At 55.7% G+C, this 12,573-nt stretch carries 12 protein-coding genes; 1 reads left to right on the plus strand and 11 read right to left on the minus strand.

Annotated elements, in window-relative coordinates:
- Positions 1 to 6: 6 nt before the first annotated feature.
- From Q1B13_RS02120 to Q1B13_RS02155, 8 genes are all read right to left on the minus strand, one after another.
- Complete coding sequence (locus Q1B13_RS02120) at positions 7 to 1,176, minus strand: mandelate racemase/muconate lactonizing enzyme family protein (RefSeq protein ID WP_299077664.1); 1,170 nt, start codon at positions 1,174 to 1,176, stop codon at positions 7 to 9.
- Positions 1,173 to 2,633 carry an NAD-dependent succinate-semialdehyde dehydrogenase gene (locus tag Q1B13_RS02125; protein WP_299077666.1) on the minus strand — a complete coding sequence of 487 codons (1,461 nt, stop codon included), beginning with the start codon at positions 2,631 to 2,633 and terminating at the stop codon, positions 1,173 to 1,175. The genes Q1B13_RS02120 and Q1B13_RS02125 overlap by 4 nt, the downstream gene beginning before the upstream one ends.
- A 7-nt stretch (positions 2,634 to 2,640) precedes the next feature.
- Positions 2,641 to 4,257 carry a GMC family oxidoreductase gene (locus tag Q1B13_RS02130; RefSeq protein ID WP_299077669.1) on the minus strand — a complete coding sequence of 539 codons (1,617 nt, stop codon included), beginning with the start codon at positions 4,255 to 4,257 and terminating at the stop codon, positions 2,641 to 2,643.
- Entirely contained in the window at positions 4,254 to 4,706 is a 453-nt protein-coding gene (locus tag Q1B13_RS02135) for a hypothetical protein (protein WP_299077672.1), read from the minus strand. The genes Q1B13_RS02130 and Q1B13_RS02135 overlap by 4 nt, the downstream gene beginning before the upstream one ends.
- 9 nt (positions 4,707 to 4,715) lie before the next feature.
- Complete coding sequence (locus tag Q1B13_RS02140) at positions 4,716 to 5,936, minus strand: ABC transporter permease (protein ID WP_299077675.1); 1,221 nt, start codon at positions 5,934 to 5,936, stop codon at positions 4,716 to 4,718.
- Entirely contained in the window at positions 5,926 to 6,741 is an 816-nt protein-coding gene (locus Q1B13_RS02145; RefSeq protein WP_299077678.1) for an ATP-binding cassette domain-containing protein, read from the minus strand. Before Q1B13_RS02145 ends, Q1B13_RS02140 begins: the two co-directional genes overlap by 11 nt.
- Positions 6,742 to 6,753: 12 nt before the next feature.
- Entirely contained in the window at positions 6,754 to 7,815 is a 1,062-nt protein-coding gene (locus tag Q1B13_RS02150; protein ID WP_299077681.1) for a sugar ABC transporter substrate-binding protein, read from the minus strand.
- A 164-nt stretch (positions 7,816 to 7,979) separates the two neighbouring features.
- A complete protein-coding gene (locus tag Q1B13_RS02155) occupies positions 7,980 to 8,738 on the minus strand; it encodes a FadR/GntR family transcriptional regulator (protein ID WP_299077684.1) in 759 nt (252 codons plus the stop codon).
- Positions 8,739 to 9,330: 592 nt separating this feature from the next.
- Here Q1B13_RS02155 and Q1B13_RS02160 point away from each other — a divergent pair.
- A complete protein-coding gene (locus Q1B13_RS02160) occupies positions 9,331 to 9,693 on the plus strand; it encodes a hypothetical protein (RefSeq protein ID WP_299077687.1) in 363 nt (120 codons plus the stop codon).
- A 415-nt stretch (positions 9,694 to 10,108) separates the two neighbouring features.
- On the opposite strand, the gene Q1B13_RS02165 is transcribed toward Q1B13_RS02160, so the two are convergent.
- From Q1B13_RS02165 to Q1B13_RS02175, 3 genes are all read right to left on the minus strand, one after another.
- Positions 10,109 to 11,002, minus strand: a complete 894-nt coding sequence (locus tag Q1B13_RS02165) for a hypothetical protein (RefSeq protein ID WP_299077690.1) — start codon at positions 11,000 to 11,002, stop codon at positions 10,109 to 10,111.
- Positions 11,003 to 11,117: 115 nt separating this feature from the next.
- Positions 11,118 to 12,035, minus strand: a complete 918-nt coding sequence (locus tag Q1B13_RS02170) for an alpha/beta hydrolase (protein ID WP_299077692.1) — start codon at positions 12,033 to 12,035, stop codon at positions 11,118 to 11,120.
- Between the two features lie 205 nt (positions 12,036 to 12,240).
- The gene (locus Q1B13_RS02175; protein WP_299077695.1) at positions 12,241 to 12,531 is read right to left on the minus strand and encodes a hypothetical protein; all 291 of its coding nucleotides are present in this window, start codon (positions 12,529 to 12,531) and stop codon (positions 12,241 to 12,243) included.
- Positions 12,532 to 12,573: the final 42 nt, after the last annotated feature.

The following is a 12,573-nucleotide window of genomic DNA, read 5'->3' on the forward strand; positions in this document are numbered from 1 at the left end:
CGCGATTCAATTGCAGATATCGTATCGGAGGATGAAGTCCCGGTCCGGCTCCACACCCAGACCGGGCCCGCTTGGAATGGCAATAAACCCGCCGGTCGCTGCGACTTGGGGTTGAATGTTCAGCGGATCCACAAGCAGTTCATCCCGAAACTTGTTGTCGGTCGTATCAAACTCGAGCATTGGTTCCCACGGGAACAACCCGCCTGGCAGGGGCGGCATTGCTGCGAGAAGGTGCATGTTGGCGGCTACAGCGACGGCGGACCCCCAGACGTGATTCACTACCGGAGTAAAGTGCGCATGGCATAGAGCCAGAACTCGCAGATATTCGGTGATCCCACCCAGAGCACAGACCTCTGGCTGGGCGATATCTAAACCCCGGCTTTCCAACAGGGCGCGCCATCCCCATCGGTTGAATTCAGCCTCACCACCGGAGATGTTGACATTCAGACCGGCACGCAGTTCGCGATATCCGTCAAGATCTTCCGGGGCGACGGGTTCTTCGAACCAGTAGGGGTCGAATTCTTCCATCGCGCGACCCATGTAAAACGCATCATGGGTCGTGTAGCCGTGGTTCGCATCGATCATAAAGCGGTAGTCATCACCGATGCCTTTACGAACAGCTTCGATCAGGCGTACGTCATCCTTGGGGCCAAGCCCCACTTTCATCTTTGTCGCGCTGAATCCCATATCCTTGATTGCGGCGGCTTCGTCTGCGAAGCGGGCGGCCAGACTGTCCGTACTCTCAGGGCGGAGCATCATGCCGTAGCCATAAACCCGAATGCGGTCGCGATGGTTGCCCCCGATGAGCTTATGCAGTGGTAAGCCTGCGACTTTGCCTGCGATGTCCCACAGCGCGATGTCGACACCCGAAAGTGACTGCATCGGCATTCCCTTCTGGCCATGATCGCGCATCAGGTTGTAAACCTTATGCCAGATCACATCCCGGTCCAGAGGGTCCATGCCCAGAACCATTGGCTGGATCACCTGCTCGACGATCCCCTTGTTGGCCAAGGCGATGTTGCCCGCACCAAAGCATTCCCCCCAACCCGTGACACCTTCGTCAGTCTCCACCTCGACCAGATGCGCCGTGCGCTTGTGATAATACTGCTGAGAATACCCAAGTGGCTCTGGCAGGTCGTAGCTTAGAACATGGCTGGTAATGCAGGTAATCTTCATTGCTTAACCCCTCGAAATCCGGTGGTGTCGAGGGCGCGCGTGATCCGCTTTTGTATAAGGTAATCGTGCAGCGCGAGGTTCGAGCAATCATGCCCGATCCCCGACTGCCCGATCCCGCCATGCGGCAGATCGATGTCATACTTCACCCCGTTGATTTGAATTTCGCCATAGCGCAGATGCGCGGCGTAATGCTCGGCCCGCCCCAGATCGCGCGTAAACAGATAAGCCGTCAGCCCGCCCTCCTCGCAATCATTGGCCATTTCAATGAGCCCCGTTTCATCCGCGAAGGGGATCAGGCTGACGATGGGGCCAAAAGTTTCCTGTCGGTAGATCCCCATCATGTCGGTCACGTTGTCCAAAACGGTTGGCGCGACGTAATGGCCTTTGTTCAGGTTCGGGGGCCGGTCCCCACCCGCGAGCAGAGTAGCGCCATCAGCGAGTGCATCGTCAATCAAACCCTTGATGCGAGCCCGTGCGCGCTCATCAATGACAGGCCCCGTTGTGATGTCGGCAGTTTTGTCAAAGCCAACCGTCGCCGCCTTTGCCCGGTTCACCACCTTTTTGGTGAACGCCTCACGCACGGTCTCGGCCACAAAAACACGGTTGGGCGAGACGCAAATCTGTCCCGCATTGGAGAACTTTACACCGGTTACGATGTCAGCGGCCAAATCAAGGTCGGCATCTTCAAACACGATCGCAGGAGCGTTGCCACCAAGCTCCATCGAATAGCGTTTGATGGATGTAGCACCGGTGCGCATGATGTGCTGCCCGGTCCTGGTCGAGCCAATCAGGGTCACAACTTGTGGAATGGTCGAGGCGGTCAGAGTATCAGCGACGTCATACCCATCCGTACAAAGAATTTGCACCACACCTTTAGGCAGACCGATTTTTTCGCAAAGCGACCCCACAGCGTAAGCTGAAATCGGCGTCGCCTCTGATGGACGGATGATGATCGGGCACCCCGCTGCCATGGTCGGGCCAATCTTGAATGCCAGATTCAACAACGGGAAATTCCATGCAAGATAGGCCACCGCCACACCGGCGGGTTCGTAGACCATGCGATGCGCATGGGTTCCAGCCCTGTCGATGAGGCCATAGTCTAGAATGCGGGCAATTTCCTCTGCATAGAAATCCAAAGAGGCGACCAGCCTGTCCCAATCCTCATGCGTTTGAGCCCATGGTTTGCCCATCTCATTGTGCACGCAGTCGCGCAGAAATTCCTCATGGGCAATCACCTCATCACGTAGCCGTCGCATCCACATTTGCCGGTCTGCGATGGATGTCGCAGCCCATCCGGGAAACGCTGATTTTGCCGCCTGCAATGTGCGCTCGACATCCTCGAAACCCGCCGTGGTGACCGTGGCGATGTGTTCTTCCGTGGCGGGGTTGATGACCTCTTTGCGCCCGCTGCCATCTGTCAGTGCGCCGTCAATGTAGATCTGCGTTGGAAACTCCATGGCCACCTCAGTCAAACAGCGTTGCGATGTTGGTTTTGATCTGATCGCCGACATAAAGCGCCAGCGCTTGAATCGTGGAGGTCGGATTTACCGCCCCGGCCGTAACGAAAATCGAGCCATCCACGATGAACAGGTTCTTCACGTCATGGCTACGCCCCCACCCGTTCACAACGGACGCTTCGGGGTCGATGCCCATACGGCAGGTGCCCATCTGGTGCCACCCTGCCCGCCACCAGACCTTGTCACCCTTGGGCAGAACACGCTTGGCGCCGGCGGCCAACAGAACCTCTTCGGCGCGGGCCTCGCCGTGTTTCAGCATCGCCCGCGTGTTTTCACCCAGGCGATAAGTAATCTTGGGGGCCGGGATGCCATCGCTATCGGTTAGATCTGGGTCGAGGGTCACACAATTATGCTCTTCCGGTAGATCTTCTGTCACCACAGTGAGACCGGCCAGATAAGGATAGACATTGTCCATAATCTCGCGGTGTTCAGCGCCCCAAGGGATAGGATTGTCGATGCCATATCCACCAAGCGCATAGGTCATCGGCGTGGTTGAACGCCCCGAATGCAGGCCATAGCCACGTACAAACCCGCGACCGGGATCACTCTCGTAAAATTCTTGCGAAAGGATCGAACAGGCCATCGGCCCTTCGTGTCCTTTCATTGGCTCATCAAACACGCCCGCAACGCCGATAAGTGGATGGAACATCAAGTTCTTACCGACCTTGCCGGAACGGTTCGCCAAACCTTCTGGGAATAATTTGGATTTGGAATTCAGCAGTAAGCGCGGTGTTCCAACCCCGTTGCAGGCCATAATGACCAGCTCTGCCTTCTGCTCCTGAACTTGCCCGTCGGCCCCATGGTAGAGCACGCCGGTCGCGAATCCGCTGTCCTCGTCCACCAATATCTCACGGACACGCGCTTTGGTGCGCAACTCTACGCCTGCGTTTTCAAGCATCGGCCAGTAGGTGAAATTGGTTCCACCCTTGGCTCCTGCTGCGCAACCCAAATCGCAGGTCCCAGCATTCACGCACTTTTGGCGACCATCGTCGTGCTCACTCAGGATCGCGACATCTGACGGCCACCAATGCCAACCCTTTTCATTGAACCCACGCGCCAGAGTTTGCCCGAGTTTGCCCATCGGAATGGGTGGATGCGGCGGCGTATAGTTGGGGTAGGCCGGATTGCCCCCCAAACCAGAGACGCCCGTGTAGCGGTCGTTCATGTCATAGAACGGAGCTAAGTCATGATAATCGACCGGCCAGTCCTCACCCACGCCATCCAGCGACCTGGTTCGAAAATCTGACGGTCGCATACGCGGCCAGTGGCCCAGAAAGTTGATTGTCGACCCGCCCACGCCATTCCAATTGACCGGCGTGATGCAGCTATCATCCGCGTTGATCGGGTAGTCTTGCCGAAGACCTCGCACGTTCGGGTCGCAAGAAAACTCAGCATATCGTGCAAGCTCATAATCCTCTCGACGCGACGGGAAATCTATATCCGGCAGATGGTCACCCTGTTCCAGGCACAAGATGCGCATCCTTGTTTCCAACAACGACCAAGCGATCGCAGCGCCCGATGCCCCTGCACCAATGATCAGAACATCAACAGGATCGTGGTTCATTTCTGATCTCCGGTAGGGTCACGAAACACCGGCCCGCGGGCGCGCACAGGTGCAGTCAGTTCGTTCAAAAGAGCAGGCGATTCGCTGGGAACCTCGTACCCGGCTGGATGCGCAGGATGCGAACCAACCCCGACCTTGGCGCGCATGTCAGGGCGGCTGTAATAGCCTTTGTAGGTTTCCCTGAGCAGCAATCTGAACGCTTCGGGCAATTCGGATTCCAGCTGGCGGACGGTATGGGGAGTAATACCGTCCGCCAGTTCGCCGGCGCGGGTTAGCAAGGTGACGAGCGCGCTGTTTAGAGCGGGTTTGCGCGCAGCCGCCTCTGTGACAAATGCCGCCACACCCAATTCACCCGCCGCCGGAATGCCTCGGTCGCGATTTGCAGGGATGAGGACATCGAGGATCGCATCGAGCGGCGACTGCGGATTGATATGTCTATGTTTTGACATCGCCGCCCGCTACCTGCCACTTCCGTTGCCCGGGCGCGACAAGGCGTCAATCGCGACGGCCAAAAGTAGGATTGCACCCGACACCATCAGCTTATCCGCCGCGCTCGCTCCGGTCAGGTCCAGCCCGTTTCCGAGCGATCCGATGACCAAAGCGCCAAGGATTGCATTCCAGACCGACCCGCGGCCGCCAAAGAGCGATGTGCCTCCAATCACTGCCGCGCCGATCGCCTCAAGCAGCAACGAGCCACCGGCGAACGCCGTATAAGATACCGACCCATAGCGGGACGCTCCGAAAATTCCGCCAATGGCGGCCATAAGGCCAACAATTGCGAAGGCCGAAACCCGAATACGTTTGACCTTCATCCCAACGCGCCGCGCGCTTTCAGCATTCCCGCCAACAGCAAACAGTGATCGACCATACGGTGTGTTGGTTGTGATCCACCCCAACAGTGCAGTGATTGCGATAAGCAGCACCAGCAACAAAGGCAGAGACCGATAAGCGTTAAGCGTCAGCACGACGGCCACGACAATGACAGAAAACGCGACGACCTGCCCCCAAAGAGCGAATGGACTGTCCTGTTCCAGGCCAAGCGCCTTGCGCCGGGCTTGCTTGCGCAGGTTGGCGTAGGCAAAGAGACCTACAACTGCCAACCCGATCACGATCCCCCAAAGGTCCGGGATAAGAACCCGAGCTATTCCGCGCACGAAAGGATCACCGACGTTCAGGTTTCCCGTCGGCAGGATCTTCTGCATCAAGCCCTGATATCCAAGAAGCCCGGCTAGTGTGACGACAAATGAGGGGATGCCGACATAGGCAACAAGCAGGCCTTGCGCAGCGCCCATGATGATGCCCACGAAAATCACAATGATGCAGGCCAGCCAACCGGGCACGCCGCTCAGCACCAGCACGCCCAATAGCGCGGCACAAACACCTGCGGTCGCGGCTGCAGACAGGTCTATGTCACCCAGCAGCAATACGATTGTTATCCCAACCGCTAACGTGGCAATCACCGCAGATTGCATAAACAGGTTGTAGATATTGCGCGGGCTTAGAAAGATCGCGCGAAAACTGTCTGCTTCCCCGCTCATCAGATCAATGAGAGGCAATACGAGCCCAAAATACCCCCAGATTGCGGCCAGCGCGAGGAGGACGGGAACAAAGGCCCCGAACTGCGTCTCGCGTAGGGCGCTGAAACGATCGAGGAACGTCATCTTCGCCTCAGGCTGCATTCCCGTTCTCCGTGTCCAAGCCGCGAGTCATAGCGACCACAATTTCATCCGGGTTCGTTTCCGAGGTTGTGTAGGTGGCAACATTGGTGCCGTGGCGCAGAACCGTGATCCGGTCCGAGACCTCAAATATGTCGCGCATGTTGTGCGAGATGTAGACGACGGCGTGGTTCGTCTCGCGCAGCCGCTTTACCACCTCCAGCACCTGACGAGTCTGCGCAACGCCCAGTGCGGCGGTGGGTTCATCCAGCATGACCACCGAGCTTTCGGCGCCCACGGCGCGCGCAATGGCAATGGCCTGACGTTGACCGCCGGACAGGCCGCCCACCTTGGCCCGAACCGATTGCAAAGTGCGCACTTCAAGCCGGTCGATGGCCTTCTTAGCTTTTACTTCCATTTCCAGATCGTCCAGCGGGCGCAGAAGGCGTGGAAGGAACCCCCAGCCGGGTTTCACGAATTCCGCCCCTAAGGACAGATTGGCCGCAACGTCCAGATTTTCGCACAAAGCAAGGTCCTGATAGACAATCTGAATACCCAGCTCGGTTGCATCATTGGGTGAAGTCACTTCGACAGGCTTACCGTCGAGCAAGAACGCACCGTCGTCCGCAAGATGTGCCCCGGCAAGCACTTTCATCAGTGTGGATTTGCCTGCGCCGTTGTCGCCTACAAGGGCCATCACCTCGCCGCGCGCGACCTCAAAATCAACGCCGCGTAGGGCGTGCACGCCGCCAAACCGTTTTTGGATTCCACGCACAGCAAGGTGCGCTGGTGGGGCAGCTTGCCCCACCATTTTGTCTTCAGACGTCATAACTTGACCTTGTTACTTGCAGAAGTCGGTTGAGGCGGCTTCGCCCTGGCAGACCATGTCTTTAGTGATCGAGGCATCGTTTTCGATCACATAGTCAACCCCGTCTGCCCCGATGGCCGAGTACGAACCCACCGGCACATAGGCCACTTCCGCTCCGACACCGTTAGTGACGGTTTGTGGCGCAAGATCCGAGAAGTCCTCTCCATTAACCAAACGCACTGTGACCTGCGCTGCGGCGGCGGCCATGTCTTCCAGCGGACGCCATCCACACTGGGTCTGTTTGCCAAGCAGCATCAACTGTTGTGCTTGCACCGTGCAGTCCAAGCCAGAGACGGGGACGGTTCCCGCCATCCCTTGCTCCTCCATCGCGGCGATCGCGGCACCGGCGTTCCCGTCGTTGGAAGACACAACACCCTGAACGTTGTTATCCAGTTGAGTCAGCGCCTGATCCATCGAACGACGTGCAATGGCGGGGTCCCAGCCCTGTGTCCAGTTCTCATAACCCATGACGCGTGCACCGCTTTCAAACAAAGGCGTGAGTGCACGAAGCTGACCATTGTGGATGACTGCCGCATTCGGATCAGTCGGCGATCCTTTGAGCAAGACCAGAGTGTCGCCATCCTTGGTGTTCTCAATCACGTGGGTCGCCTGATCAAATCCCATGCCTTCTAGATCGGCCTGCACCCAGAACGTGGTGTTGGATGAGTTGATCATCCGGTCATAGGCGATTGTTGGGATACCTTCTTCAGCCGCCGTATCGGCAATGATTGCCGAGCTTTCCCCATCAATAGGAATGACAACAAGAACTTTTGCGCCCTGAGTCATTGCCTGTTCCGCTTGGCGTTGCTGGGTGGCTGTATCGTTATTAGCATTGAACACCTCAACTTTCACGTCGGGTGCAATCTCGCCCATGGTGCGCACAAACGCTGCTGCATCTTGTTGTTCCCAACGCGGATTCACGTTTTCGGGCAGCAACAGAGCAACCATATCCTCCGCCGATACCGTTCCGGCTGCCAGCAACGCAGACGTCGCGACAGTTCCAGCCAGCAGGCCTTTCGAAAGCTTTGAAAACATCATATCCTCCTCGTCGATGTTTCTGGCGCATTGCGCCGGATTATCTGGTGGAGTTCTCCCGTGTTATCGGGCCAACCTGACGACATGAGGCTGGGTAGAAGCATGTCTCGTGTCGTCACCACTAGCCCGGCCACCTTTCCGGGAAGTGAAATTTTCATTCCTTTTTATTCGCTTGCACCACGTTTTGCGTTGAAATCCGGCAAGGCTCCTGAGAGGCGTTCATAGGTATCTGCCAAATGCTCGCGCATCGCGGATGAGGCCGCATGACTGTCGTGAGCCGCTATCGCCTGTAGCACTTGCCGGTGCAGGGGCAACGAACGTTTGTTTTCGCGCGGATCGCTGTTTGTCACCTTGATTGAACTCAGGAGGGCCGAAAAGATCACACCCTCCAGAGCGATAAGTACTTCGTTATTCGCGGCGCGCAGGACAGATCGGTGAAACAGCGCATCCGCAACTACAAAGTCCTGGATCGAGGTCGCCTGCTCCATGTCGTGCTGTGCTTTGCGAATGTCTTCGATCTGCTCTGGCGTTGCCGTTTGAGCCGCCCAGCCCGCAGCGTTGGGCTCCACCATTTGCCTGACATCCATCAACTGACGCAGAAACTCGGGCTTCGGCTCGATGCCCTGATGCCAGGCAAGCACATCATCATCCAGAAGGTTCCAACTTGCGCGCCGCCGCACCCTTGTTCCACTGCCGCGGCGCACTTCAAGCAGACCCTTGCCAACCAGCAACTTGATTGCCTCACGGACAACAGATTTGCTGACCCCGAAACGGGTGCACAGCTTGTTTTCGTCGTCGATCAAACTGCCTTCGGGGAAATGACCGGCCACGATACGCCGCCCAAGCTCACGGCACACCTGCGTTGCAAGACCGGGCGCCACACCCGCGGAATCTTTCAGATCATAGTACAGAAGTTCACTCATGAGGCATTTTAAACATCTGATGTTTCATTTGTCCAGATGTTTTATAGACAGTGCTTATACAGATGGATTAACAGGCTGGATTTCCACCTAAGTACTGCCATTTATAAATTTACAGGGATCAAGAAGTCTTACTCGGGCGTACATTGATCAACTGCATCCGTGTGTAATCCACCTGACCGCGTCCCTTACATCGTTTGATCGAGTAGCTTTTCTGAAGAGATTTTGCCAGATCGCGGTGGGTCGTAGGTGTCGATGAGATACCCAATCGTATGGGGCATACTGTCCTCAGAGGATCTGACTACATCAAAGGAAAAAAGCGATGTTGACGAGGAGCAACAGGAACCATAACTCGATGCTAACTCAATCACGAGTAGAAGATTTTGCGCCCGGCTTCTCGCAACCCTTGGATGTTTTGCAACGCCATAGCAAACCGCGAACGCCGCTGAACCGGAGCTATGCGAAGCGATCTCTGGTTGAGTGCTGCCATTCAGTAGGGTCATTGCGAATGGCGGTCTCGCGGACTTTGTTGCCGTTGACGTTTGCGAGAAAACTCTAAAGGTTTTCACTTGAATTGCACAAAAAAGAACCCGCCATGGAATTTTCAGATTACAAAGAAATGCCACCAAAAGTAGGAGAAAGCGCAACCGAATACTGTGCGCGTCTGGAACAGGACGGTTTTGAGGAGATGTTTATGCGCAAAGCGTTAGCCTATCACCTGCACATGCGGGGTGAGGAATTCGGATCATTTTTCAACAAGTTCGAGCAAGCGCGTCTCCGCCATCTTACAATGCTCTCACGAATGGCACCTAAACGCAGTGAATTTTCATTCGCAAAGAAGGTCTCAAAGAACTTGGGAATTTCGGAACAGCTGGCCTCACTGTGGGTGACTCGGTTTGGAGAAGTTGGTGATGTAGAATACGTCGGAATGAATGCGGCTAAATCAGTTCCCGAGTAACTCAGAACCACAGTCTCTTTGGGCTCACAACCGACATCAGAGGCAGCGCAGCATCTCAAAGCATTGCCCTGCTACCTCAGAGGGTGGCCCATTTTCGACATTGACCGTGGCTACAGGTTGCAGCAGTGCGGTCCGTTGAACCAGCCATTCGTGCACGGCGCAGCGTTTACAAGGGACTAAAAACAATAGTTACGCGGGGCTTTGAAACCCCATGTAACAGCCGTTGATAACGAGAAGAGCGTCCAGAATTGCGTTCGTGCCTGCAGCGCTGAATATTCAGAGATTCCCCGACTTCAGGCATTCGATAAAGCCGACTTCGGCAAAATCCAAATCGACTGTACGCTGCAACCTGCGTCAACCTTCGGTTCGCGGTACAAAACGGCAAGGCGGCCACCTTTTCTCGTTCAAACCGCGTTTAGCTACTAGGTAGAACATGCTTTGCAGGTATCTTGGCATAAGCCCCATCATAGAAAAAGTTCAACCAGATGGAATAACCGTCGGAGTAGATATCAGAAACGCCATGGGTGTTTGACCCTGCATCGAGTGAATTTACTCTGCCTTCAGTGTCCAACTGCATCAGCTTGAACGCCTGGTGATCCTGATGCCCACGGTAGCCGCCGACAACCACCGTTCCCTCTACAACCTCAACGGATTCAAGGTTTCCAAATCCACCCGCCAGTTTTTCTGACAGACCGGCCTCACCCAAACCCGAGATACGATAAACAGCGCTATCCCAAGCGTCATCAGTACCCCATGACACCGCATAGATTTGATCGTCGGTGATCTCAAATCTGGCAAGACCATCGATCTGAACATCATTCAGGGTCGGTTGGATATCGCCCGTGTTTGCCGACACACTGACAAAGCCTCCACGCCCAAAATCGCTGACAAGCAAAGTTGCACCGTTCAGAACCTCGACATCGTAGAAGAACACACCTTCTTCGTCGTAACTCCTACGCCAGTTGACGTCCCCTTCGGGGGAGAGCGAGATTACTTGATTGCCATCCACAAGGACGATTTGATCGCCAAGTTCAACCAACCCGGTCGGGTTGCGGAGACCTTCGCCGTCTGACAGAGTGATACTCTCATGTACGCCGTTCGGTCCGAGTTTATATAGCCCACCATTGGTGGCTTGGGATCCAAATTCTTCACCAGGGCCACCAGGGCCGATAGAAATCGCATAGACGTCTGCCTCAAAAGGCAGGATTGCTTCGGTAAAGGGTGGCAGGCCACTGACCAGGACCTCTTCCGCGGAAACAGGTTGAATAATCGTCAAAGTTAACAAGGCGCTCAAACGTTTTATCATCATTAAAATTCTCTCTGAAACTGTCTGCCGTTGGGGCAAAGGGGGGGGATTGACCATTTCGGATGATCACGAACCAGAACTTGTGGATTGCTCGTGATCACCGCGTATCGGAGCAACGTTAAAGGTTGATCTGTTCACCTCGGAAATACGGCCCAAGAGCCGCAACGACACGGTCGATGGTCAGCGGGTCCTCATAGAATTGAAGCTGATTGGCACCATCGATCCAGTGAAGTGCTTTATGGGCCGAAGGGATCTGTTGATAGATTCGCTTCGGAATATCCGGGCCGCTGGCGGCTTTGTCACCGTGGACCATGAGAACCGGCAATGAGAGGCGCGATGCCGCGTCGCTGATCTGCCAGCCCCAAATTCCCGCTTCGCTCATTGCAGTAATCCGGTTTTCCCAACCACCGCGGTGGAGAAACCACGGCGCTTCGTTGTCCCATGGCAGATACCACTCGGCGACGGCCGTGGCTGTCAACAGGGCTTCGGGGGAACCGACTATTGGAATATAGTCCACCGTACCGGTCTCGGAGAACTTCGCGGCGGCCGCCGCTGAGCGGTTCATGCGCGCCTCGACTGACGCAGCTTCGCCGAGATACATGATTGCCGTATCGGGGGTCAGGTAGTGACCGGCAACAATTCCAAGCGATGCGATCCGCTCGTCCTGAGCCGCAGCTTCAATCGCCCAATTCACGCCCTGACAGATTCCAAGGAGATGGAGTTGGCTTGGGTCAATCCCATCCTGTTCCCTAAGGAAATCGACCGCAGCGCGAAGATCTTCGATCTTTGCCTCACCGGATTCAAACCGGCGCGGCTCACCTGTGCTGGCGCCGTGATTGCGCGGGTCAAAGATCAAAACCGCAAGGCCCTGTTGCACCAGCCTTGTGGCGTATTGAATTGGTGATTGCTCTTTTACAAAAGCCACGGGGCCCATGATCGTCACCGCAGGGTGCAAACCCTCGCCTGTAGGCATGAAGAGTTTGCCAGCAAGCGTCTCCTGGCCACTGGGGAATGTCACATCGCGTATTTCGTACATGCCAGAAGCTCTCGTTTGTGCTGTGGCGTACTTAGGTATGGATGCTGGAATCGTTGCTGCGGCACCCCAGAGTACCATCTGCCCAGCTAAGTTTCGGCGGGTTGTGTGCATATTTTCTTCTCCCTCAATCTCAGGGCTTTACGTGCATTGTTGAGGCTGGAATTCATCGTTTGGTCTTTCAGCCTTGGAGCTGAAGACTTGGACATCAAGATTTCTTGGCGCCCTTGACTTTCATCTTTCCAGCACCGCCACCCTGGTTTTCGCTCGCGTCGACGACGCCGTCACCGTTCGTGTCTGCGCCATCGAAAATAGCCCTGTGACGATCAATAAACGCTTGGGTCCGATCAATTCCCGCAGGGTGATACTCAAGCATTTCTTCAAACGTCACGACTCCATCTTGGTTCAGGTCGTGCGTTTCGGTCGATACATCGGCAAGCACCATGGTGGCTGCAAAAACGACGCTCCCGGCTATGATAGCCAATTGGACAAGTCTCATGGGGGTTCCTCATCGTGTTCAGTTTCGATGAGATCTAAATGT

The organism is uncultured Ruegeria sp. (genome assembly GCF_947489545.1).
Classification (GTDB): domain Bacteria; phylum Pseudomonadota; class Alphaproteobacteria; order Rhodobacterales; family Rhodobacteraceae; genus Ruegeria.